We start from the raw sequence: 24,902 nt of genomic DNA, 5'->3' as shown, positions 1-24,902 counted from the left end.
TCTTTCAAAGCTCGCGTACAACCACCATGACTAAAACAAAACGCCTAATACTTATACTCGCCGATCAGCTCTCATGGCAACAGCCTGCGTTGTCAGACTCATCGCCCGATACCGATACACTGGTATTTGCTGAAGTTGCACAGGAAGCGACCTACGTTCGCCACAACAAGCATAAGATTGCCTTCCTATTTGCCGCCATGCGCAAATTCGCTGACCAAGCTCGTAGTAAAGGCTATTCAGTGCGCTATTTTACGATTGATCAGCAAGTTAAAACGCTACTCGAAGCCGTACAAACTACTTTGGTCTCGCAACCAATCTTTGACGCTGTCCATCTATGCGAGCCAGGAGAATATCGACTCAAGCGCGAAATAGAGACATGGGCCGACCAACTGGGCGTGCCCTGTGTTGTGCATGAAGATCGCCGATTTTTGTGTTCACACACCGAATTTAAAGCCTGGGCTGACCGTCAGAAAACGTTTCGTATGGAGTATTTCTATCGCGGTATGCGCAAGCGTCTTAACGTCCTCATGGACGACGATCAACCCGTTGGCGGGCAATGGAATTACGATGCAGATAACCGGTCGGGCTGGCGCAACAAAGATGTCATCCCCAAACGCATAGAATTTCCCATCGACGCAACCACCCAAACCGTGATCAACACCGTCGAACAATGCTTTAGCGATCATCCCGGTGATCTAACACAATTCTCGTACGCGACCGATGCAACCCAAGCACAGGCGCATCTAGCGCAATTCATACAAAACTTCTTACCGCGGTTTGGACAGTACCAAGATGCGCTTGCTGAAGAGTCGACCACGCTGTTCCACGGCTTGATCGGCCTGTATTTAAATGCGGGCTTATTAGAGCCTGCCGACGTTTGCCATCAAGCCGAAGCCGCCTACCGAGCGGGCAGTGCCCCCCTGGCGGCGACTGAAGGCTTTATCCGCCAGATCATTGGGTGGCGAGAGTATGTGCGCGGGATTTATTGGTACCACATGCCACGCTACGCCACACTGAACACGTGGAACGCCGCTAGGCCAGTCCCATCTTGGTTTTGGAGCGGCAACACTCAGATGCGCTGCCTACATAAAAGTATTCAGCAAAGCTTGGCTACGGGTTATGCCCATCATATTCAGCGACTCATGGTCATCGGTAATTTCAGTTTACTCGCAGGTTTGTCAGTCTCTGAAGTCTGCGATTGGTATCTGGCCATGTACGTAGACGCCTACGAGTGGGTGGAGCTGCCCAACACGTTAGGCATGGCGTTAAACGCGGATGACGGCATTATGGCTAGCAAGCCTTATGCGGCCTCAGGCAAGTACATTGCTAAGCAAGGCAATCATTGTCAGCAGTGCCCTTACGACCCCAAACTCACAACCGGACCTAAAGCTTGCCCCTATAACAGCTTGTACTGGCGCTTCATTGATCGTCATCTGGACAGCTTGAGCAAAAACCCCAGAATGGGCTTGATCACTGGTCAATGGCGCAAACGCGCAGCAGACGAACGCGAAAGCATCGTTCAGTGGGCCGATCAATTACTCGATCGCATGGAATCGCTCTAGGACTTTATCGCCGCCTGAAACAGATCGTAAACAGGCACGCGAGCCTGTAGACGATGGGCTAACATAAACATGCCACCGATTTTACGATGGAAGTAAATAGCCTCGGCGGGCGGCGCCTGCCAAAAATCTTTGTGCTCAGTAATCTTATTCGACAAAGCCATCATTCGCTGTGGCATATCCGACTGGCCAAAATCATAAACGCCAGGTGTGCTCAAAGGTTCCAATGCAATATTAAATACATCCAGAATTAAGTCGCGGTAAGGGCCCTCGGTATCCCCAATGGCATACCCCAAACGATCAGCCGCTGCCAACATTCGAGCCGTATTCCCAGCCACCGCGGCCTTGGCTAAGCTGCGATAATCATTCACAAATTTTGCCTTGAACGCACGAGTTGCACCAAAATCCAACAGGACAATTCGGCCCGATGGGTAGTCGTAGCGGTAATTGGCAAAGTTGGGGTCGGTTTGCACCAGACGCAATTCAAACAGCTCGATCAGCAGTAGCTCAATCAAGGCCGTCATGACCCTGTCACGCGTGCCTTGCTCGGCATGCTCTAGCGACTCTATCGGTTCGCCAGGGACAAAGCTCATGGCCAAAGCCTGCTTATTCGAGAGTTCAGCAACCGTGTCGGGCACCCAGAAGCGCGCGTCCTCTTTTAACGCCTGACCAAAGCTTCGCAAATGGTTCGCCTCGAGCTCATAGTCGGCTTCGTCTTTGAGCTGCTTCTTCACCGACTCTAATAACGGTGCAACGTCGACCTGCTCAGGTACCAAGCCAGACCATCGCAACAAGGTCGCCATGTTGTCGACATCGGCATCGATACTGGCTAATACCCCGGGATATTGCAGCTTAACCACAATGTCACGACCATCGTGCAGCTGAGCTTTATGCACCTGACCTATGGATGCCGCAGCAAAGGGCTCGATGTCAAATCGGGCAAACAACTCGGGCCAATCGAGACCGTAAATTGACTTCAACGTCGCGCGCGTTTGCTTTTGTGGCAGGGTGTGTGCCTCAGCGCGCAGTTGACTGAGCGCATCGGCCAAAGGCTTGGGTAAAAAATCACCGGTGTCCATCGACAGCATTTGACCCAGCTTCATCGCCGCGCCGCGCATTTCACTTAAGCGCTCCGCTACGCGCTCAGCATTGTTGGGGGTCAACAGTAAATCTCGCATCGAGGGTCGCTGCCCCTTTGACCACTGTTTCACCCCCTCGGCAACCATGCCACCGGCTACGCCGCTGGCGAGGCGCGCCATGCGGCCAAGACGCGCAAACCGGCTGGCGGGCAAGGCTTTTTGCTTGGGCGGTTTATGATCACTTGCCATGTTTGCTCTCCAACCAGCCATGGATGTGGCTTTGTGCAATCGCATGCCCGTTAAATCTAGGGTTTAACATGCAAATGAAGGTAAATACGCCTGTCAGTTTTCGAGCAATCACAGCGAACTGCCGTGTCGGTGTCGCGAAATGTTTGTGTTTCACCGACTGTGCCGCCATGCGTGCCACGCGTCGCATCAGGTTCGACTCTGCCCAACAATAGCGTCCTTGGTCGTCAAGATACTCCGACGGCAGCTCTTCTGGGGGGCGCAAGGGCTCGAGCAATTGTAAACAAAAATCCGCAAAGCTCTCGCGTGCCTCGGGATGACTCGATGCGCTCAAACAGCCTAAGTCAATCAAAGCGTTTATGAGCGTCGATCGGTCCTGAGCCTGGCCCGCAGCAATCGTTCTGCCTAAAGCATCCAAAAAGTCTTCTTCAAACGCGATCGTGGAGCCAAAATCCAACAGCACAAGCGTATCAAGCGATTGACGGTCACCGCGTGCTTTGGGGCGGATTAAGTAATTGCCTAAATTCGGGTCAGTCTGCAGCACACCCCAGGCGTACAGTTCTTTGAAGAACAGGTCCAGCATCGCTTGAGCTAGCGCATTGCGCCTAGACAAAGACCATGTAGACAAAGCCGGGCTATCAACGCTGACACCGGGCTCGTAAGATAAGGCAAGCACCTGCGCCGTACTGTATTGCGAGTAGACTTTGGGGGCCGCAACGGCACAATACGAATGCGATGAATCGGCCTCTAGCTGCTCACGCATGGTCATCGTGGCGATTGCCTCACGTTGATAGTCCACTTCTAATTGAAGTTGTTCGCGCAGCGTCTGTATCCAGGCATCCAGCTCACGGCCCGAGCGCAACCAACGCGCCACCGTCAGCATTTTCACCACGGCATCAAAGTCAGTATCAATGGTATCGGCCAGTCCCGGATACTGAATTTTCAGCACCAACTCTTCCCCGGTATCTTGTATCTTTGCGCGATGAACTTGTGACAAAGACGCAGCCGCTAATGGGTTCGGATCGATGTCTAGCTCATCAAAACCAGGGATCAACTGCAGCTGAGGCAACAGCTTTACATACGGCAGAGGCTCGGTCGCATCGTGCAAGTCTCGCAAAGCCACTATCAAAGAAGACGGCAAAAAATGCTCGCCAAGTAGCGCCATCATCTGCCCTATTTTGACGTAGCTGCCTTTCATTTTACCGAGTTCGGACACAAACCGGCGAGCCTCGTTCACCGCAAAATCTGACTGGCCTGGGTCTTTACCCATGGCGCGATTAATTAGGGAATCGGCGGCCAGCGCACCGCCGGCGCGCAGACCAGCTAGACCCACGCCCAGACCGCGCCCGAAGCCAGCAAGTAGAGATTTAGAAGATTTTTTCGTCATAGGCCCTTACTTACGAGTAAGGGCCTATTTCGGACTTACTCGTCATCAAGAATCAATTGCGCGAGGCGCTTGCGATGATGCATTGGGTCACCGAACGCTTGCTGAGCCCACAGACCTCGGCGCAAATACAATTGTGCATCGCATTCGTAGGTAAAGCCCATGCCACCATGAAATTGCACTGCTCGGTCACCAGCAAACACTAGGGTTTCAGACGCTTTTGACTTGGCCATGTGGCACGCAATTCTCGCATCGCGACTCAGCGCACCCGCATGAAGCTCGGTTGCCGCTTGATAAATCAAAGATTTGCTTGATTCGATGGCGCACAAGATATCGACACTAGGGTGTTTTAGCGCTTGATACGAACCAATCAACTTACCAAACTGCTTGCGCGTTTTTAGGTAATCGACCGTCACATTTAAGCATGACACCGCAGCACCGGTTGACTCAGCAGCTACCAACAAGGCACCAATGAGCTGCGTCTCTTCAAGCGCTCTATCGACATTACTCGCAATCACCGTAATGTCGGCTTCTGCTATATCCAAAGTAATGGATTGCGCACGGCGGGTGGCGTCCAAGACATCGTGTTTGGTGCGGCACGCGGCATCGATCTGGTCACCACGAACAATAGCGAGAACTTTGACGCCTTCGCGCATGGCTGGAATGACCAAAATGGCAGCATCGGCAGCATCGGCCACATGACGTTTCGAGCCCTGCAATTTACCATCTTCAATACGTGTCGTGACACCCTGTGAACCCCAGTCGTCAGCTTCTACGAAAGCCACCGTCGCTTTTGCTCCAGCGGCGATCTGTTCTAGCGATGTATGCGCCGCTGGGTCACCTGTCCGACGTAAACATTCAGCAGCCAGCACGGTGCTCATCAATGGCGTTGTCAGTAACCTTTTGCCCATACATTCAAACAATGGTACCAATGCGCCGAGGCCAAAATCTGAGCCGCCGACCGATTCAGGCAGGGCAAGCCCAGTCCAGCCCATCTCCACCATTTGCTGCCAAGCAGCCTCGTCATAGCCTGTGTCGTCTTCCAGTAGGGAACGCACCTTATCAATGGGCGACAAATCCGCACACAGACCTTGCGCGGCATCCAACAACATCGCTTGCTCTTCACTAAAGCTTATTTGTGTTTTACCAAAATCCATTACGCTTCCCCTATTTCGGCAAACCAAGCACATGCTCGGCAACGATATTGGCTTGGACTTGCGACGTTCCGCCGCCAATCGTAGCAGAGAAACTCTGCATGTAAGCTCGCTGCCAAAACCCTCCCTGAATGGCCTGAGAATCCTGCACATAGAGCGAACCACCAGCGCCTTGAAGGCGAACGGCTGCCTGGCGCATACGGCGAGCGTGTTCGGTCCAGCGTAGTTTCGTTGAGAGCGGGAGCGACATTCTGAAATCATTATTCAGTGCCCCGATATGAGCACGCTTTTCACCAATACTGATGGCCTTATCCTCGATCAGTAACTGCATAAGCTCGTCGCGCACAACCGGATCATCTAGTACCTCTACACCATCCCGCTGCTTACCCTGTAACATCTCGATCATGTCTTCGAAAGCAATGCGCACCATCGATAAGCCGCCAGCTGCACCGGCTTCCGCGCCGCGCTCGTACTGCAGCGTCTGCATCGCAAGTTGCCAGCCTTTACCCTCTTCACCCATCAGACAAGACGCTGGTATACGAGCATCGTTAAAGTAGGTCTGAGTAAATCCATACTCGCCTGTTAATTTGCGAATAGGCTTTGGGTCGACACCGGGTACTTTCATCGGTGATAAGAAGAAAGATAGGCCGTCATACTTACGCTCGGCATTCGGGTTAGTGCGCGCTAGCAAGATCATATATTTGGCGTAGTTGCCCATGGTGGTCCAAATCTTGCTGCCATTGATGACATATTCATCGCCGTCGCGCACAGCGCGACACTGCGCAGAACCTAGGTCTGAGCCATGATCGGGCTCTGAAAAACCTTGGCACCAAATATCTTCACCAGTCAAAATACCTTTGAGGTACTTTCGTTTTTCTTCTTCAGTGCCTACGTCGTTAATTAGAGGGCCGGCCCAACCTAAGCCAATTACGTTAAAGGCAATGGGTACCGACGCTCTGGACATTTCTTTGTCGGCAATACTTTGAAAGACCGGCTCAGCACCTTGTCCTCCGTACTCACTCGGCCACGCCATGCCCAAATAGCCGGCAGACCAGAGCTTGTATTGCCACTCGCGTAAAAAATCGAGTTGTTGCTCGCTGCCCACTTCCATAAAGCTTTGCGGTAGCAAAAACCCGGGGTCAGCGGGCTTGTTGGCCTTCATCCACGCCGCGACCTCCTGTCGAAAATTTTCTAGTTGTTGTTCTGTCGCCATAAATGTCCCCTTACAACTGATATTGTCTGGCTGCGAGATCACGCATAATTTCTTCTGACCCCCCGCCGATTGCGTTAACTCTGACTTCGCGATAGATACGCTCTACGCGGTTGCCACGTAAATAGCCGGCACCCCCCAAAATTTGCATGGCCTCGCGAGCACAAAACTCCATGACTTCGCTCGCTTGCACTTTTAACAGCGCAATGTCTGCCGCATTGGGTTGCCCTATCTCAATTTGCTCGTAACAGGCACGAATGTAGGCTTGCGTCGCGTTCAGCTTTTGCTTCATGGCCGAGATCTTATGGCGAATGACCTGGTGATCTGCCAAACGCTTACCGAAGGTTTTGCGCTCCCGCGCCCAGTTAACCGCGTCTTCCAAGCAGACCCGCGCGGCAGCTTCCATTTGCGCCGCCATTCCCATGCGCTCTGAATTAAAATTGTGCATGATGACCTTGAAGCCCTGGTTCTCTTCGCCAATTAAGTTGGTCACGGGCACCCGAACCTCATCAAAATACAAGGTCGCAGTATCTGACGCCCACCAGCCCTGTTTTTTATTCAACGGCGTTCGAGAAAATCCCGCTGCATCAGTGGGGATCAATAACATCGACACTCCACCAGGGCCAGGACCACCGGTTCGTACCGCCGTGCTGACCCAATTGGCGCGCATCCCGCCCGTAATAAACGTTTTAGACCCCGAGACCACGTACTCATCACCGTCGCGTCGAGCTGTCGTCTGTAAACTTGCCACGTCAGAACCGCCACCGGGCTCTGTAATACCCAGCGAAATCCACGCCTCGCCAGCCAGGACTTTCGGTGCTACTGCCGCTTTGACTTCAGGTCGAGCAAAATTAATCACGGGCGGCAAGCCGATGCCGTGCACCATTAAACTCGCGCCAACACCGCCGGCTCCGACTCGCGCCAGCTCTTCGTTAACAATCCACGAATGCCAAACGTCAATACCCTCTTGAATACCACCGAACTCTTCGGGGTAGCCCATGCCTAGCAGCCCGATTTCAGCAGCCTTGGGCCATAATGACAGGGGCAGTTCGCAGGCCTCTTCCCACTCTTCCACGAAGGGAATAACTTCGGTATCCATAAAACGGCGCAACTGATCCCGCCAGGCAATATGCGACTCAGTGATGTTAGGGTTGTACATTCGAGCGCTATCAAAATCGAGAGACATTGTTTCGGTTACCTCACAAAAACAAACTGGATAGAGAATTATTATTCGTTAAATTCAAATCAGCGTCTTACTGTAACACCCCGAAGTCATTTTGCTAGGTCTAAAACCGTCTAAAAACTGAGCCTTAACTCAAAAAAAAGGCCGCATATAGCGGCCAATGGAGACACCAATACCGGGGAGTACTGGTTAGATAACAACTACAAAGACTGAACACCTCGCTCGACCGCAGTCATCGCATCTGAGCGCGCTTGCTCGTAGCATTCTTGGGCTTTCACTGCGCGCGATAAGCTACCCGCCAGGCGTGTTGACTGAGGCCCACACACCTTCTCGGCGGCCCGATCAATACGCTTTTGCAAGGTATCTCGACCAGCGACTGAATCGAGATTCAGGTCCGCATAGGACACACTGATGGCGTTTACCGCTTGCAGCTGCACTGGGGCCTCATCAGCCGTTGCCTGTACTGCACCTGCCACAATGGAGACTGAGGCAAAAGCCATTACGGTATATCGAATAAAACTCTTCATAATTACACTCCTTCAATTTTCGTCGCACTGTGTTATTGGCGACCACGGGAGTTACAATAAGCGCGAACAGTGCTTTATCGAATACGCCAAACGATCAACAACAGCCCTGGCACGATGAAGCCAGTGCTCTGCGCGCCAAAGTGTTTTGAACCTAAGAGCACTTGCAGCCGTATGTAAGCTTGACGAAGACAATGACAACAGGAAACCCCTATGAAATATCACGGCTACCCCGACTTTAAACACAATCAGCATGGCCGTGTGGGTGTTCTCTTGACCAACTTGGGCACACCCGAAGCACCTACGGCGAAAGCTTTACGTCCTTATCTAAAGCAATTTTTGTGGGACCCGCGAGTGGTGGAAGTACCTCGACCTCTGTGGTGGCTGATCCTAAACGGCATTATCTTGCGCGTTCGACCAAAGCGTTCTGCGGCTGCCTACGCCGAGGTGTGGACCGACGAAGGCTCGCCTTTGCTGACTCACAGCCTAAACCAAGCGAAAGCACTTCAGTGCGCTCTGGCAGAACCCTATGGTGATCAGGTCATAGTGGATGTCGCTATGCGCTACGGGCAACCCTCCATTGGATCGGTAATCGATAAGATGCTCTCAGCAGGCGTGCGCAAACTCATCGTTCTACCCTTGTATCCGCAATACAGTGCAGCCACCACGGGATCGACCTTCGATGCTATCGCCGATGAGTTTAAACAGCGACGCTGGCTACCAGATTTTCGGTTTATCAGTCACTATCACGACCACAGCGGTTTCATTCATGCGATCACCAACAGAATCAAAGCACATTGGGCAGAGCACGGACGAACCGATAAATTGCTATTTTCGTATCACGGCATGCCGCAAAAATATTTGGAGAACGGCGATCCGTACCACTGCGAATGCCACAAAACCACGCGTCTCATTGCAGAGCAGCTTGGGCTCGCACCGAACGAATATCTGACCACATTTCAAAGTCGCTTTGGTCGCGACCCTTGGTTGCAGCCATACACCGACGAAACATTGAAAGCCTTGCCACAGCAGGGCGTTAAAAGCGTACAGATTATTTGCCCGGGGTTTTCCAGTGACTGTCTAGAAACGATCGAAGAAATTGGCGGTGAGAACTGCGAGTATTTCCTAGAAGCGGGCGGCGAACGCTATGAATATATTCCGTGTTTAAATGCCGAGCCCGATCATATAGAACTCATGCGAACCTTAATCGAAGAACAAGCCAAAGATTGGTTGACTGCTCAAACGCAAGACGCCCAGCAAACGCAGGACCTGGCAATAGCCCTGGGCGCCAAACAATAGCTAGTGCATTGCGTGTAAACTGGCGGGCTCGATAAAGGCGATAGCGTAAGCGACTGCGATACCGAGCAAGAACGTAAAGCTCAGCTTCAGACGGTCGTGACTGTGAAAGTGAACCTCGGGAATTAAATCGCTCAACGCGATACAGACAAAGGCGCCAGCAGCGAAGGCCAGAGTTGCGCCCAACAGACCTGGCGCCATCCCATCCAACGATTGAAATCCAAAGTAAAACAGTAAGGCACCTAAAGGACACATCAAGGCAAAAATCAGATTCACGGTACGCTGGCCATTCATACTTAGGCCCGCGGCTCGGGCAAGCGTTGCAATGGAGACGGCATCTAAGGGCTTGTGCAATAAAATGGCCACAAACACGCCCAGACCCACCCACGCGACATGGGTCGAGCTTGCGCCCTCAGCCAAAACAACAGCGCCCAGCGCCACCCCATCAATGATGGTATGCACGCTCAAACCAAAGGCAATACTGAGCCAACTCATTGGGTGCACTTTTACCGCTGCTGGCGTCGTCACATCGTGATCGTGGTGATGCGAATGATGATCATGATCGCAATGGCTGTGGTCAGCCGCAGGCGTAAAATCGTGCTGGTGGAAGTGAAACAACCGCAGCAACAGCAACATACTGACTAAACCAATCATGAGCCACCAGACCACGTCGTCAATACCATAGCCCTCACCAAATTCGGCCAACGCGTGAGGCAACAAATGATAAAAGGCTACGCCTAGCATCAAGCCTGATACCGCGCTCATTGCCAGCTGCGTTCGAGTATGTGTCATGGTGATCAGGCGCGGCAACATACCGCCGGCGTAGGAGCCAATCGCGATAGCCCCGCAGTAAAACAACAGTGTATTCCAAGCCGTGATCAAGCATGCCTCCAAGCAATGACGCGCTGGCGTTAACGCGTTATTATCCCATAACCACAACGCGCTGTAAGCTCGTCCATTCATGTTTTACTAAGCGATAGTCATGACTCAGCCCTTCCCACTCGATATCTACGCCGGCCCTACTGCATTCAAGCGCCTGCAAGAGCAAGGTTGGAACAGTGATTTGTTCGATTTACTTGTGGGCGCGTCGGGAGGGCCAAAATGGTTGGTCTTATGCCAACTGGATATGGCACTCAACGAAACCCTGCTTGAAAAACGCTCAACCCCCCTTACTGCTCTGGGCTCTTCGATTGGGTGTTGGCGTCACGCCTACCTAGCACAAGCCGATAGTGCGGCTGCGATGCAAGCGTTTCTGGACCCATACATTCATCAAACGTACGACCGCAAACCAACGACCGCCGAAATCAGTCAAGTCACCCGAGACATGCTGTCTGATCTGCTGGGCAAGCAAGGCAAACGAGCCATTTTAGACGAGCATAAACTCAGAACCCGCATCGTTACAGCTCGGGCACCCTCGGCCGTCAACCCCAACAACCCAGTGCGAGTGGGCCGTCACATGCTGGGCGCTGCAATCGGCAATACCCTAGCTCGAGCGCGCTTGCAAAAACACTTTCAACGCGTGGTGTTTCATTCAGGACCCACTCCGCAAGAGGCTTTGCCCCTCACCGGGTTTGATACCCATTGGGTGCCCTTAATCGACGACGCGATCGCGCCCGCCATCCACGCCAGCAGCTCCATACCCGCAGTTTTGGTGGGCGAATCGAATATCCACGGCGCCCCTCAAGGTCATTATTGGGATGGCGGCATTATCGATTATCATTTTGACTTGCGTGATTATCATGGCGACGGCTTAGTGCTATACCCACATTTCACCAATCAAATAACACCTGGGTGGTTCGATAAAATGCGCAGGGCCCGCAAACTCGACCCGCGCTCTGTCGACAAGCTCGTCTTAATCGCCCCCAGTCAGCGTTACATCAGCAAACTGCCCCATGCAAAAATTCCAGATCGCAGCGACTTCAGACGGTTTGATCAGGGCATGCGGCAACGCTATTGGCAAACGGTGGTCGAGCGCGGAGAGATGCTCGCAGAGGCCTGGTTAAGGGTGATAAACGACGCCAACCCCGTTCGGTTCGTCGAGCGAAGCCTGTAAGACCTGAGAGGCCTAGTGCCAGAAATGCATCAAGCGGCCTTGGCGCTAGCTTAAATGACGGACCAGATAGTCACGCATTTCTTTCTCGACGAGACCTTTAAACAAAGACATTGCCAGCCCCAATGTCACCTCAATATCGATTCGACCCGGTGCGATAAGCAAACGTCCCGATACGCCCTTGCCCTTCATAGTCGCGCTGTGATCAGACCACTCACAAATCAGCCCGTGCTCTTTTTCCAGACGCTCAGCTAAGCCCTTAGCTGCCTCGACGACTTCATCATCGGATCGCGTGTGTTTATGCGTAATTTTAATTTTGGCCATAGCTTAATCGCGCCGCATTGCAATGAAATTACCACCCAAAACTAAGACAAGCCCAGCAGTGGCATACCAAGTCCACTGATAATCCTCGAAAACCGCCGAAATTACCAGCGCCACCAGGGGGGTTAACAGGGCGATATACCCAGCGCGCGACGGCCCTACCTCGCCAATTAAGGTGACGTAAAACCAAAATGCAGCGACCGAACCGATCAGACTTAGATAAAACAGTGACCCAAGATACTGAGAACTCCACTCGATAGTAATCGGCAAGCCCATAACCAAGCTCAAAAGATACAAACTACCAGACCCATACAGCATTCCCATCATGTTGCACTGGAGGGGTGGTAATCGTTCGCGCATATTACGGGCCGCAACGATATTGCCCAATGAGGCCAAGCAGGTGCCGATAAAGCACAAAAACATGGCATTTAACGACTCATCCGCCAACGAGAAGCTGGCCACTTCGGGGGTGAATATTAACGCAATGCCGGCCATGCCCACGAGGCCGCTGACACCCACGTACCAACTGAGCGGCAAATTCATAAAAATTCGACCCGCCACCATGTTAGTAATCACCATCATCGAGAATACCAATGACACCAAACCCGACGGCAGCGTTTGGGTTCCCGTGTAAATAAAAATGTAATTCCCGCTGAAGAGTAAAAGCCCCTGCAGCATCAAAAATCGTTGGTCGCGCCACCGAATTCGCACCAAGCGTCCGCTAATCGAGAGTCCGACTAAAACCACCACGCCAGCAACAGCGAACCGGTGAGCAATGGAAACCACAGGGTGCACAACACCCAACTGCAACTCAATGGCATACCAAGTCGATCCCCAGATCAACACCGTTACCACATAAATAAACCACTTACCTGTCGCCGTCATAAAAGTGATCGCGCATAAACGAAGGGCGCGTAGTATAATGCACGCGTGTATCAGCACCTGAACTATTTATTTCTTTTCTTAGTGTCGACCAGCAGCGCCTGGATAAACCCAACATGGAACACACAATGTCTTTTGAACACATGGATTTAACCCAACGGTTTATTTTTGACGATGCAGACATCCGCGGCGAATACGTCAGGCTAGATCACAGCCTCACAGAATTGTTCAAGCTTCACGCTTACGCGCCGGGCGTGAAAATCTTGCTCGGCGAAATGTTAAGCGCCGCAGCACTCTTGACCGCCACTCTCAAGTTCGAGGGTAAACTCATTCTTCAAGCTCGCGGTGACGGCCAAATCCCTCTGATCATGGCCGAAAGCACGCACGACAGAAAGCTAAGAGGTATCGCAAGAGGTGCCGAACACGCCACAAGCCAGACATTTACTGAACTCATGAGCGAAGGCCAATTAGCGATCACGATCGATCCCATCGGCGGCAATCGCTATCAAGGCATCGTAACACTTGAGGCCGACTCGCTTGCAAAGTCCTTAGATGCTTACTTTGAGCAATCCGAGCAGTTAGGCACCCGTCTGTGGCTTGCCTGCGATGGCGAGCGTGCCGCTGGCCTGCTGTTGCAACAACTCCCTCCCGAAGTCACCAAAGATCCTGCCCTTCGGGCTCAGCAGTGGGAGCACGTCACAACACTTGCTGACACCTTGAAAGACGACGAACTCTTGCAGCTTGATTCAGACACTCTGCTTTATCGTCTATTTCACGAAGACGAAGTCCGGCTATTTGACCCCGAACCCGCTGAGTTTTCCTGCTCGTGCTCGCGCGAGCGAAGCTTCGGTGCCATTGCGTCTTTAGCGCGCGACGATATTCAATCGCTGCTGCAAGAGATGGGAGAGATCACCGTCGACTGCGAGTTTTGCAACATGCAGTACCGCTTCGATCACAGCGATTTTTCTGAGCTTGAACTCCAACCTGACACGCCTATTCAGCACTAGTGTTTGAATGGTTAAGGTAATAATCCGCGCCCACCTCGTCATTTATTTTACTCACGCGCTCGGTCAAAGCAGCGCACTGAGTGTTCGCAAAACAAATCACGAGTCTGCGCGCTAGCGCCATTCCAAGATTCAAAAACTCAGAAACCGCGCAATTGATCTCGCATTAACTGAAACCTAGTGAAAATTTAATATAAATGCACGCACCGTTTACTTACTTTTTTAACAAAAGCACCCACCGATCTGACATAATACTCGAACCGAAAAACTGATATAGGTGCCACAAGAGCGCCATAACCCTTTTCGACAGACACAGACAGGACACAACATGACCGAACAGAGCACGACGGTGACTAAGTACACTGACTTAACGCCCGCGCAATTGATTGAGGAATCTCTCAAACGTGGCGAAGGCATTCTTTCTGACACAGGCGCATTGCTTGTAACAACAGGCAAGCGTACTGGGCGTTCACCGGCGGACCGCTTCATCGTTCGCGAGCCCAGCAGCGAGGACGCCATCGACTGGGGCAGTGTTAACCGTCCGTTTGACGCAGATAAGTTCGAGGCTCTGTGGGACCGCGTCAAAGCACACTTGGCGGAGGGTGATCGTTTTATTCAGCATCTGCACGTGGGCGAGCACAAAGAGCATTACATCCCTGTGTGCGTGACAACCGAAACAGCGTGGCAATCGCTGTTTGGCCGCAACATGTTCATTCGTCCCGAGTCTTACAACAGCGGGAACAAGGAAGAATGGCAGATCTTAAACGTTGCGTCGTTTGAATGCGACCCAGAGCGCGATGGCACAAACTCTGATGGCACGGTCATCATCAACTTCGGTCGCCGCAAAGTGCTGCTTGCGGGCATGCGCTACGCGGGCGAGATGAAAAAGGCTATGTTCTCTGTTCAGAACTTCCTGCTACCCGAAAAAGACGTCATGTCGATGCACTGCTCTGCAAACGTTGGTGAAGATGGCCAGACTACTCTATTCTTCGGATTGTCAGGCACAGGCAAGACAACATTAAGCGCCGATCCCGAGCGTTACTTGATCGGTGATGACGAGCATGGCTGGGCCAAAGGTTCGGTCTTTAACTTAGAAGGCGGCTGCTACGCTAAAACCATCGATTTGAGCCAAAAGAACGAACCGGTCATTTGGGATGCGATTCGCTTTGGTTCGATCATCGAAAACGTAGTGCTCGATGATCACCGCCACGCGGATTACTGCGACACCAGCCTGACCGAGAACGGTCGTTGCTGCTACCCATTAGAGCACGTCGAGAAACGCGTTATTGAAAATGCGGCGGGCGAGCCCCGCTGCGTTATTTTCTTGACCTGTGACGTATCTGGCGTGTTACCTCCAATCTCAATCCTCAGCAAAGAAGCTGCCGCGTTCCACTTTTTAAGTGGCTATACCGCGCGTGTGGGCTCGACTGAAGTGGGTGCAGAGGCGGGTGTTCACCCCACGTTCTCAACCTGTTTCGGTGCACCGTTTATGCCTCGCCCTGCCGGTGACTACGCTGATCTTTTAATGCGTCGTATCGAAGACTTTGGCAGCCAAGTTTACCTAATCAACACAGGCTGGACTGGCGGCTCAGGTGCTCCTGGTGGAACGGGTGCGCGCTTCCCAATCCCTGTGACTCGGGCGGTTGTGGCTGCAGCACAAAGCGGAGCGCTTGCCTCAGCACCAACCAAACACCTGGACATTCTGAACCTAGACTTCCCTACCGAAATCCCGGGTGTTGATGCCAAGTACGTCGACCCTCGCGCGAGCTGGGGTGACGACGCTGCCTATGACAAACAAGCGCAAGCTCTGGCTAATTTGTTCCAGAACAACATTACTAAGTTTGACGTATCAGAAGCGATTGTTGCGGCAGGTCCCAAGGCCAGCTAAGCAACTCTGCGCGTTGAATCAAAAAGCCCGCTCTCGCGGGCTTTTTTCTATCAGGCGGAGGCGACCGCCGAGCGCGGCCGCAACAAGCTGCCCACCTGCTCGCCAAAGAGGTAAAGGCAGGGGACCAATACAAGAGTCACACCTGTGGCAAACAGCACTCCAAAGGCCAATGAGGTCACCATAGGGATCAGGAATTGGGCCTGCACGCTTGTCTCAGACATAATTGGCAATAAGCCAATAAACGTAGTGAGCGAGGTCAGAATAATCGGTCTGAATCGGTCGCGAGATCCGTTTACCAGAGCGTCATACAGATTCATGCCACCCTCGTCGCGCAAGTTATTCACGCGATCGATGAGCACTAAATTGTCATTCACCACCACACCTGCACAGGCAATAACGCCCAAAATTGAAAACATGCTCACTTGCCAATCCAAAATCAGGTGACCCAAAATGGCGCCCATGACACCAAAAGGTACGGCCGTAAGAATCAGGAAGGGTTGCCAGTAAGAGCGGAATGGAATTGCCATCAAGCCGTAAATGATCAGCAAGGCTAGACCCATGTAGGTTAACATTGCACGCAAGAATTCGCCTTCCTCCTCTAACTCTCCATCCAAAGCCAACCCGACGCTGGGATAGCTCTGCTGCCAAACGGGCAGATAGTCATTGATGATGGTGTCGACGACGGCTCTGGGGCTCGACGCACCGGTCACGACATCGGCAGACACCACCAATGTGCGCTCGCGGTCCAGGCGCTCGATTTTCTGGTAGCCCGGTTCAATCGCAACGTCAGCGACGGTATCAAACGGCACTTGTGAGCCATTCGGTAAGCGAATGCGCAACTCGTCCAGATCATCGACCGACAACCGTTCGTTCTCGGGGTAACGTACCATCACTTTGACGTCTTCCTTTACCCTAGGGATGCGCTGTGCCTCTGCTCCGTAAAAGGCTTCGCGGACCTGCCTAGCTAAATCGAACAAAGTCACTGACAGATTTTCAGCCTGCGGTTTTAAGTCCAACACGATCTCGTCGCGCGGCGCTTCGAGCGAATCGGTGATGTTGTAAACACCCTCGTAGGTCTCCAGAATAGCGCGCAAATCCGCCGCCACGCTTTGTAAGTCGCTCACTGACGTTGAGGTCAACACCAAAGTGATGGGTTTACCTAGATGGTTAATGGTGTAATCCACTTGTAGCGACTCGACCAAGCCCAAATCCCCCCAGGAGCTTTCTAGCTCAGTGGAGAGCGCTTTGGTATCGACCTTGTCAGACAGCGTCTCGACAATCACCCGCACCTGGTTTTCGCGGGCCGACGCCGAGATATTCCCAATGGCCAGCTCATCTGCGAACTCAGGCCGCTGGTTATAGTCACTTTTCATGGCAATCGCCGCTTGCTCGACCTGATCCATGACTTCAAGACTGCGGCGGAAAGGGCCGCCATCGGGTAGAGCAATTTGAACCTGCACGTAATCAGAGTTGACCTGAGGGAAAAAGCCCGATCGCAACCAGCCGCCCGCGTAGATAGCCAGAGTCATCAGCAGAGCAACCAAAAAGAATCCCAGCACTAATACATTGTGTTTGAGAGCGCCCTTTAACATCGGTTGATAGTAATCGTCAGCGATACGTACCAAACCATCTGCAAACTTCAATCGCACTGTCTCTAATGTTTTTAGAATCGCCGACCGCGGTGGTGCTGCAGGCTTCATGTACGCCAAATGCGGCGGCAAGATCCATAAGCTCTCGATCAAGGAAAACGCCAAAGCCAAAATCACCACCACAGGTATGGCCGTTGCCGCCGACGCCATATCACCGGGCATAAACAACATAGGCACAAAGAAAATCATGGTGCTTATCACCGCATACATCACGGGTTTTAACACCGCTTTAGCACCAATAAAGGCTCCGTCTGATCCAGGGTGGCCATTGGTTTGATAGGTATGAATGGATTCGCCCACAATAATGGCGTCGTCCACCACAATCCCCAAAATCAGCAGGAAGGCGAACAGTGAAATCATGTTCAAGCTTGTGTTCGTATACTGCAACAGGAAAAACGCGCCCATAAACGCCACGCCGATGCCGACACAGACCCACATCGCGAGTTTCGGTCGCAAGAAAAGTAGCAAGACCAAGAACACCAAGCCCAAGCCACCTACGCCGTTCTTAAGCAAGGTGTCTACACGCTCGACAAAGGGAACCGAGGAATCGCGCCACATAGTTAGCGTTACACCCTCCGGCATGGTCGGCTGGGTTTTTTCGATCCATTGGTGCACGACCTCGCTGGTACGAAGGGTCTGCGGATCGCTCGTCACGTAAACATCTAAAGCGTGACTACGCTTACCATTGAAACGGGTCTCGATATCGATATCGGCAAAACCATCTCGAACCGAAGCGACATCCCCGAGGGTAACGGTTACCCCATCAGACCGCGTGATCAAAGGAATGGCTTCGAAATCAGTGCGTCCATACGCTTGACCCCGAGTCTGCAAACGAATATCGCCTGATTCAGCTTTAATGGCACCTGCTGGCAAATTGAGCGATGCCCCCCGAATGGCCGCCACCACACCGTCAAACGTCAGGCCGTAGCGCCGCAAGTTAGCCTCGGCAACTTCGACCGACACCTCGTAAGGGCGGGGGTCTCGCAACTCCACAACCGATACATAAGGCTCTGCAGAAAGGTCATCGCGTAAACGCTCGCCCAGCACTTTGAGTTCTCGCTCGCTCAAATCACCCGCAATGTTCACTACCGCCATGAGGTGACGATACGCGTTCTCGACAACGATCGGCCGTTCGGCATCACCAGGAAAGGTATTGATTGCATCAACCCTGGTCTTGACGTCGGCCGTCAATTTCGAGGTATCGTAGCCTTGCTCAGCTTCGATCAACACTGTGCCGACGCCCTGCTGAGCTACGGAACGTATTTCTTTTACACCGCGCAAATCGTGCACGGCTTCTTCAATGCGCGCGCATATTTGCTCTTCGACTTCGCGCGGGCTAGCGCCCGGATACACCATCGAAACGGATACCGAGTTAATTTCGATTTCTGGGAAAAACTGCTTATTCAATGCCGGAATCGCCAATAACCCGCCAAGCACCAACAGAATCATCAGCAAGTTTGCTGCGATTGGATTATCGATAAACCAGCGAATTGGTCCGTTCATATCAGTTCACCGCCCCTATGAGTGCGTCAGCTGTTCGCACGCGCGTTCCAGCAAGAACGCCTGCTGGCAATTGTGTTACCACGCTCATCGCTCTATCTAACCCCAGAACCCATGCCTGTTGCCCGTCTGACTGCAATAAATCGACACCGTGCTCACGCAAAATATCCTGATCGTCCACCCATCGAATGGTACCGTCCGTATGTATCGCGCTACGTGGCAATTGCGTCACACCTTCTATCGGTTTACCGCGCAAGGTTGCTGAAACGAATAACCCCGGCGTCAAAGGTGGGTCGTTAACATCGTCGTTAAAACCAAAAGGATCATCAACGGCGACCATGACAAAATGAACGCGAGATTGAATATCCACATCGGCACCGGTGCCGATCAAGCGACCATTCCAGGTCCACGTTTGTCCCGCGACCTTTGCGCTGATCGTGACTTGATCCACTTCCGGATTAGCAGATTCCAACAAACGAAGATCTAGCATTGCCAGCTGCTTGTCGGTTAGAGGCAGCTGGATACGAACTTCGTCGGTTGAATAGACTTCAGCGACCGGCATACCGACACCAATGTATTGGCCCAAATCCACCAGCTTTTGCCTAACCCGCCCGTCAAAAGGCGCTTTGATTTTGGTCTTTCCCAAATCGCGTTGGGCTTTCGCAACTTCCATCTCGGCCGCTTGGACCGCCGCCTGCGACGCCTCGATTTGCGGCTGCCTTAAAAATAGCGCATTCGCGGATTCACTCCCCAAATCCCGCCATTCGCGTTGGGCTTGCAGTGCTCGGCCACGTTCTTCAGCCAAGCGCTGCCGCGCTGCGGCAAGCTGAGATTCGGCTCGCGCCAAGGCTAAACGATACTGCGTATCATCGACGCTCAGCAGTACATCCCCTTGCTTGAAAAAGCCGCCGGGGCGGTAATGCTCGGATATCGACAGAACTTGCCCCATCACCTCCGAGCTTAATCGCGTTGCAACCGCGGGCTCCGCCGTTCCTTGAGTGGTGACCATCAGACTCTGGGCCGTCGGCTCAGCTTGAATAACACTGACCTCGATGGGTGCCGGTGCGACAATGGGCTTGGGGTCGGGTTTCGGCTTACCGGTTAAAATTTTAAAGGCGATGAAGACGCCGATAACAACCACCGCAAGGGCTTGAAAAAAACTTTTGAAACGTAAATTTGGCACCGATCTTGTCCTGATTTTTGAAGGCGAAATTGTGCACCAGTGTTTACGAAAATACAGCCGCTGTGGATCCAAACTAAGGTAAAAAAACCCACAATGAACACTTTTTTTATTTTTAGTATGTGTTTTCTAATTTTGCTCACTACTATGCGTCCCAAGTTCAAGCAAAGCTCAGGAGAACATCATGGCTGACGATATCAAAACCGAAGTAAGCGCAGTAGAAGCGCCTGTAGAAACTGCAGCAGCTGCAATTGAAGCAGAGGCGAAACCAAAGCGTGCGCGTCGCACCACAGCCGCTAAAAAAGCACCTGTGAAAAAAGTCGCCGCCAAAGCGACCACTCGCAAATCAGCAACTGACAAAGCAGAAGCCACCAAGACGACGGCGACCAAAACTCGTCGTACAGCGGCCAAAGCAAAGCCAGCAGCGGCCAAAACACGCGCCAAAGCTAAGCCGGAAACGGCCAAAGAATCAGCTTTTGAATTGCCGCGCAAAGCAGTCCTCGCCGGCTTAGGCGTTTATGGCAAAGCTTTCGACGAAGTGCAAACTCGCCTGAAATCGTTAAACGAAGAGTTAGAAGCTCAGCGTGGCAAAGCCAGCGAACTGTATAAAGAGCTGGTAGCACGCGGCGAGAAAGTAGAAACAGAAGCCAAAGAAAAGTTGGCGGACATCGATACCAGCAAATTTGCCATCGCCAAACTCGCTGATCGTGAGGCCATTGAAGCGCGCATCGAGAAAGCCAAAGGTCGTTTCGAGCGTTTGCGCAAAGCGGCTGGCCTGAACAAGGTCGCCTAAAGAATACATCCAGGAATTCCACGAATCCCTTATGTTTATGGGTCGCTTATGCGGCCCTTTTTTTTATTCTCCAAAAATGTGCCACAATGCCCCCACCTAGTCAGAGTGTCGGCCTGTGAAAACTCGTGATCGTATTTTACACACAGCCTTAACCCTGTTTAACGAGCAGGGCGAGGTACACACGACGGCCCTAGAAATTGCCGACGAACTCGATATGAGCCCAGGCAACTTGTACTACCACTTCAAAGGCAAGGATCCCATCATTGCGGCACTCTTCGATCAATTTGAACAACGCATCAGCGAGACCTTAGCCGCACCTATTGCCGCCCCGTTGGCCAACCAAGAGTCTGTCGAGAACAACTGGTACTATTTATTCGTCTTATTTGAGGATATGCACGACTATCGGTTCATATACGATAACTTAACGGACTTGATCAACCGCTACCCGAAAATCGAACGCGGTTTCAAACGGATATTGGCGCTAAAACGCGCCGCGTTCTATGCCCTATGTGATGAACTTATCGCCCAAGGCGGCGACACCAGAGAACAGCAATTGAACGCCATTGCCGACAACCTATCGCAAACGGCCACCTTCTGGTTCTCGTTCGATCATTTACTCCACGGGCGACGCGATCCAGAAATTACGATGCACCGAGGTGTTCTGCAGCTTCTGACGATGATTGCGCCTTATTTAGGCGACGCCCAACAGCAATTTTACCGAGACTGCGAAACCATTTTTGAGACTCTGCAAACCGTCCACCAGTAGGATGATTATATCTGCAGTGCGTCCATCGCCTCGGACAGTTTGGACACCCCCACGACCTTCAGACCGTTAATTGGCTGTTTAGGCATGTTGCCTTTGGGCACAATCGCATGTTTAAAACCATGCTTGGCAGCTTCGGCTAAGCGTTCTTGCCCACTGGGTACTGGGCGAATCTCCCCCGCTAAGCCGACTTCGCCAAATACGACCCAATCGCGCGGCAAAATACGATCTTTAAAACTCGATACGATCGCCGCTAACAACGATAGGTCGGCGCTTGTTTCCAACACTTTAACCCCGCCCACCACGTTAGCAAATACGTCTTGATCGCCCAGCTGCAGTCCCGCGTGTCGATGCAGGACCGCCAACAGCATGGCCAAACGGTTTTGCTCAAGGCCCACAGCCACACGCCTGGGATTGGACAATGACGAGTCATCGACCAGCGCTTGTATCTCAACCAATAAAGGACGCGTCCCCTCCCAAACCGCCATGACAATGCTGCCAGGTGCGGCCTCATGCCCTCGATCCAAGAATATTGCCGAGGGGTTTTTCACCTCACGCAAACCCTTATCCGTCATGGCAAACACACCCAACTCATTGACAGCGCCAAAACGGTTTTTCTGACCGCGTAAGGTTCTGAAGCGCTTGTCGGCGTCGCCTTCTAGTAAGATCGAGCAATCGATCATGTGTTCAAGCACTTTAGGTCCGGCAAGCGAACCGTCTTTTGTCACGTGACCCACCAAAAAAAGTACGGTATTCGACAACTTCGCATAGCGAGTCAAGCGCGCTGCACACTCGCGCACCTGCGACACACTGCCGGGAGCCGAGGTGATATCATCGGCATGCATAACCTGTATTGAATCTACCACCATCACCGCAGGTTTGATTTCCTCTGCCGTGGCCAACAGCGCATCAATATTGGTCTCGGCCATTAATCGCAGGCGGTCAACCGGTAACTCAAGGCGATGCGCCCGCATTGCGATCTGTTGCGGGGACTCCTCACCGGTTACGTATAGGACCTCGCGGTCTTTCGCCAGATGACACATCGTTTGCAGCAGCAAAGTACTTTTGCCTGCTCCGGGATGTCCACCCACCAAAATTGCCGATCCAGGGACTAAACCACCCCCTAGAACACGATCAAATTCGCTGGTACCCGAAGTAAAACGCGGCGTTTTTTCCAGATCGATTTCACTCAGTCGCTTGGCTTCGCTTCGAACACCAGCGTAACTGGCATTCGCTGTTTGGGTTTTACTGCGTTTTGCGCCACTCGCCGGGCCCAGCTTAAACTCGACGAGGGTGTTCCATGTTCCGCAGTCACTGCATTGTCCCTGCCATTTTGCGTAATCCGATCCACATTCGTTGCAGACAAACGCTGTTTTTGCTTTCGCCATGAGGTACCCTTAGCTACCAAGGTTTATAAACTTAACTGACCAAGCGACCCAGTATGCCCCGATCGTCTTTACTTCCTGAAACGTCCATGGTGTTTTCGCCCGCGCTCGCGGCAACCATTGGTCTGGAAGAAGCCATTCTACTGCAACAGCTTGACGCACTCACGCAACACCTGGACGGCAATACCCAACGCGGCTTTGAGTGGTTCACGCTACCACGCCAGCAGCTGCTAAACCATTGTGGATTTTGGACCTCAGGCGATTTGCACCGAATAAGTCGTAATTTGGTTGAAAAAGCCGTCATTTTAATCGACTCACCCCCACTACACAGTAGCGATCAACTGGTTTTCGCCTTTAACCAACCCGCAGAAAAGAGCGAACAGGCACAACCGACTCAACCGCCAAGACGAGCGCAAACGCTCAGAAATAATTGGTCCCCTAGCGAGGACATTTTGCAGTTACTGCAATTAAACCACGCCATCCCGCGCCAATTTGCGCTGGATCAACTGGAAGACTTTATTTTGTACTGGCGTGAGCGCGATGAGCCATCACACGCTTGGGAAAACAAATTCAGGACGCATGTCATAGGCCAATGGCGACGTCAGCAAGCACCCAAAAACAGCGCGAACTTCGAGGTAAATCAGCCCGCGCAATTGGACAATAACTGGCGCCCTAATGCCGACGCCTTAGAAATTCTAAATCGTAACGGAGTCGACCCAGAGTTCGTCAACGAGGCCATCCCTGAGTTTGTTCTGTACTGGAAAGAACGCGGAAGTCACCCTAAAGAATTGAATTCGCGATTTATTCAGCACATCCGCTTGCAATGGGCTCGCTACACCTCTGCGATCAAGCACAGCACCGAACCAACGCGCATACCTGCCGATTGGACCCCCAGTAGCGATGTTTATGATATTTTAAAGCTATCGCATATTGATGCTCACTTTGCCAACGACTTACTGCCCGAATTTATTGTTTTTTGGCGAGACTCAAACCAGCTTCAAACCTCATGGAACAGTAAGTTCTTGCAGCACGTAAAATATCACTGGGCCAAACAGCACCAATTGGCTAACGAGGCAGCAAGCAGCACTCGAGGTCGTAGCCTGAGCGAGGATCTTAGCGATACCTCTTGGGCGCAATAGAGACGAAACAATGAGCAAAAAATCGATAAGCGACATCGCCGACCAGATTGAATCGCTGGGTAAAAGCCTTCCAGAGCCCACCCATGCATCGCGCAGTTCACAGCCTCCGCGCGAAGAATATGTCGAAGCCATCAATCAAATTTTTGCTCTCTTTCGGCTCAACTACCACAATCAGTACTACTCAGCTTACCCCGACGCCGAGCAAGTCAAACAAGTCAAAAAGTTGTGGTTTGAGTCACTCAACAAGTATCCCGTCAGGATATTGTTACACGCTGCAAAAAGCGCCATCGAGAAAAGTGAGTACCTACCAACCCTCAGCCGCATGCATGACCAGTGTGTCGCTCAACTTGGTGAGTCGGGCTTACCCGATGCACACAGCGCCTATCTTCAGGCCTGCCAAGCGCCTTCACCCAAGGCGAGCCAGAGCTGGAGCCACCCAATCGTGTACCTAGCAGGACGCGATGCCGGATGGTTCATACTAGCGAACGAGCCCGAGGCCAAAGCGTTCAAGGCCTTTGAGCAGCACTATCAAAAATACCTAGAACGTGTACTTCAGGGGGAATCGTTCGAAGTTCCTGCCTTACCCGCACCTGAACCTCATGTACTAGAACCTTTGGGCAAAGAAGCTCAGCTAGCGCTTTTAGCCAAACTCAAGGCAAAGACCCAGCTGTAAACTCCAGTCTTTGCTCTATGTTGGATTGGGCACCTGTGGC

Annotated in this window: 21 protein-coding genes; 9 read left to right on the top strand and 12 right to left on the bottom strand. The window is 52.3% G+C overall.

Going from position 1 to position 24,902, the window contains the following annotated elements; all coding sequences use genetic code 11:
* Positions 1–26 precede the first annotated feature (26 nt).
* Positions 27–1,562, top strand: a complete 1,536-nt coding sequence (locus EYZ66_RS03565) for a cryptochrome/photolyase family protein (RefSeq protein WP_009576574.1) — start codon at positions 27–29, stop codon at positions 1,560–1,562.
* Here the strand turns inward: EYZ66_RS03565 and EYZ66_RS03560 are convergent.
* The 6 genes from EYZ66_RS03560 to EYZ66_RS03535 form a co-directional block, all read right to left on the bottom strand.
* Positions 1,559–2,887, bottom strand: coding sequence for an ABC1 kinase family protein (locus tag EYZ66_RS03560; protein WP_009576575.1), 1,329 nt, complete (start codon positions 2,885–2,887; stop codon positions 1,559–1,561). The genes EYZ66_RS03565 and EYZ66_RS03560 overlap by 4 nt on opposite strands.
* Complete coding sequence (locus tag EYZ66_RS03555) at positions 2,877–4,271, bottom strand: ABC1 kinase family protein (protein WP_009576576.1); 1,395 nt, start codon at positions 4,269–4,271, stop codon at positions 2,877–2,879. Before EYZ66_RS03555 ends, EYZ66_RS03560 begins: the two co-directional genes overlap by 11 nt.
* A gap of 35 nt (positions 4,272–4,306) precedes the next feature.
* Positions 4,307–5,425 carry an acyl-CoA dehydrogenase family protein gene (locus EYZ66_RS03550; RefSeq protein ID WP_160195597.1) on the bottom strand — a complete coding sequence of 373 codons (1,119 nt, stop codon included), beginning with the start codon at positions 5,423–5,425 and terminating at the stop codon, positions 4,307–4,309.
* Between the two features lie 10 nt (positions 5,426–5,435).
* Positions 5,436–6,635, bottom strand: a complete 1,200-nt coding sequence (locus EYZ66_RS03545) for an acyl-CoA dehydrogenase family protein (RefSeq protein ID WP_160195596.1) — start codon at positions 6,633–6,635, stop codon at positions 5,436–5,438.
* Between the two features lie 10 nt (positions 6,636–6,645).
* Positions 6,646–7,818, bottom strand: a complete 1,173-nt coding sequence (locus EYZ66_RS03540; protein ID WP_009576579.1) for an acyl-CoA dehydrogenase family protein — start codon at positions 7,816–7,818, stop codon at positions 6,646–6,648.
* 197 nt (positions 7,819–8,015) lie between these two features.
* Positions 8,016–8,342, bottom strand: coding sequence for a UrcA family protein (locus tag EYZ66_RS03535; RefSeq protein WP_009576580.1), 327 nt, complete (start codon positions 8,340–8,342; stop codon positions 8,016–8,018).
* A gap of 210 nt (positions 8,343–8,552) precedes the next feature.
* Here EYZ66_RS03535 and hemH point away from each other — a divergent pair, with 210 nt between their 5' ends.
* A complete protein-coding gene (hemH, locus tag EYZ66_RS03530; RefSeq protein ID WP_009576582.1) occupies positions 8,553–9,638 on the top strand; it encodes a ferrochelatase in 1,086 nt (361 codons plus the stop codon).
* On the opposite strand, the gene EYZ66_RS03525 is transcribed toward hemH, so the two are convergent.
* Positions 9,639–10,517, bottom strand: a complete 879-nt coding sequence (locus EYZ66_RS03525; RefSeq protein ID WP_009576583.1) for a ZIP family metal transporter — start codon at positions 10,515–10,517, stop codon at positions 9,639–9,641. It lies immediately after the preceding gene.
* Between the two features lie 100 nt (positions 10,518–10,617).
* On the opposite strand from EYZ66_RS03525, the gene EYZ66_RS03520 reads away from it, so the two are divergent.
* Entirely contained in the window at positions 10,618–11,688 is a 1,071-nt protein-coding gene (locus tag EYZ66_RS03520; RefSeq protein WP_009576584.1) for a patatin-like phospholipase family protein, read from the top strand.
* Positions 11,689–11,733: 45 nt separating this feature from the next.
* Here the strand turns inward: EYZ66_RS03520 and EYZ66_RS03515 are convergent, their stop codons facing one another.
* Together EYZ66_RS03515 and EYZ66_RS03510 are read right to left on the bottom strand one after the other, a co-directional pair.
* The gene (locus EYZ66_RS03515) at positions 11,734–12,009 is read right to left on the bottom strand and encodes a polyhydroxyalkanoic acid system family protein (RefSeq protein ID WP_009576585.1); all 276 of its coding nucleotides are present in this window, start codon (positions 12,007–12,009) and stop codon (positions 11,734–11,736) included.
* Positions 12,010–12,012: 3 nt separating this feature from the next.
* Entirely contained in the window at positions 12,013–12,891 is an 879-nt protein-coding gene (locus tag EYZ66_RS03510; RefSeq protein WP_040817071.1) for a DMT family transporter, read from the bottom strand.
* A 125-nt stretch (positions 12,892–13,016) separates the two neighbouring features.
* Here EYZ66_RS03510 and hslO point away from each other — a divergent pair, with 125 nt between their 5' ends.
* Together hslO and EYZ66_RS03500 are read left to right on the top strand one after the other, a co-directional pair.
* Positions 13,017–13,895: an Hsp33 family molecular chaperone HslO gene (gene hslO / locus EYZ66_RS03505; protein ID WP_009576587.1), complete on the top strand. Its 879-nt coding sequence runs from the start codon at positions 13,017–13,019 to the stop codon at positions 13,893–13,895.
* Between the two features lie 325 nt (positions 13,896–14,220).
* Positions 14,221–15,780, top strand: a complete 1,560-nt coding sequence (locus EYZ66_RS03500) for a phosphoenolpyruvate carboxykinase (protein ID WP_009577111.1) — start codon at positions 14,221–14,223, stop codon at positions 15,778–15,780.
* A gap of 50 nt (positions 15,781–15,830) precedes the next feature.
* On the opposite strand, the gene EYZ66_RS03495 is transcribed toward EYZ66_RS03500, so the two are convergent.
* Together EYZ66_RS03495 and EYZ66_RS03490 are read right to left on the bottom strand one after the other, a co-directional pair.
* Positions 15,831–18,932 (bottom strand): efflux RND transporter permease subunit, encoded by a 3,102-nt coding sequence (locus tag EYZ66_RS03495; RefSeq protein WP_009577112.1) that lies wholly within the window; start codon positions 18,930–18,932, stop codon positions 15,831–15,833.
* 1 nt (position 18,933) lies between these two features.
* Complete coding sequence (locus EYZ66_RS03490; RefSeq protein ID WP_009577113.1) at positions 18,934–20,112, bottom strand: efflux RND transporter periplasmic adaptor subunit; 1,179 nt, start codon at positions 20,110–20,112, stop codon at positions 18,934–18,936.
* Between the two features lie 181 nt (positions 20,113–20,293).
* On the opposite strand from EYZ66_RS03490, the gene EYZ66_RS03485 reads away from it, so the two are divergent.
* On the top strand, positions 20,294–20,902 hold the full coding sequence (locus EYZ66_RS03485) for a hypothetical protein (protein WP_009577114.1): 609 nt from the start codon (positions 20,294–20,296) through the stop codon (positions 20,900–20,902).
* 115 nt (positions 20,903–21,017) lie between these two features.
* Positions 21,018–21,668 carry a TetR/AcrR family transcriptional regulator gene (locus tag EYZ66_RS03480; RefSeq protein WP_009577116.1) on the top strand — a complete coding sequence of 217 codons (651 nt, stop codon included), beginning with the start codon at positions 21,018–21,020 and terminating at the stop codon, positions 21,666–21,668.
* Positions 21,669–21,673: 5 nt separating this feature from the next.
* Here EYZ66_RS03480 and radA read toward each other — a convergent pair whose 3' ends face one another.
* The gene (radA, locus tag EYZ66_RS03475) at positions 21,674–23,053 is read right to left on the bottom strand and encodes a DNA repair protein RadA (protein ID WP_009577118.1); all 1,380 of its coding nucleotides are present in this window, start codon (positions 23,051–23,053) and stop codon (positions 21,674–21,676) included.
* Between the two features lie 53 nt (positions 23,054–23,106).
* On the opposite strand from radA, the gene EYZ66_RS03470 reads away from it, so the two are divergent.
* On the top strand, positions 23,107–24,189 hold the full coding sequence (locus tag EYZ66_RS03470; RefSeq protein ID WP_040817790.1) for a DnaT-like ssDNA-binding domain-containing protein: 1,083 nt from the start codon (positions 23,107–23,109) through the stop codon (positions 24,187–24,189).
* 10 nt (positions 24,190–24,199) lie between these two features.
* The gene (locus EYZ66_RS03465) at positions 24,200–24,862 is read left to right on the top strand and encodes a replication protein P (protein WP_160195595.1); all 663 of its coding nucleotides are present in this window, start codon (positions 24,200–24,202) and stop codon (positions 24,860–24,862) included.
* Positions 24,863–24,902: the final 40 nt, after the last annotated feature.

This window comes from Aequoribacter fuscus, assembly GCF_009910365.1.
In the GTDB taxonomy this organism is placed as follows: Bacteria; Pseudomonadota; Gammaproteobacteria; order Pseudomonadales; family Halieaceae; genus Aequoribacter; species Aequoribacter fuscus.
Note: the sequence above shows the minus strand (reverse complement) of the source record. Positions and strands in the feature narration are given on the sequence as shown.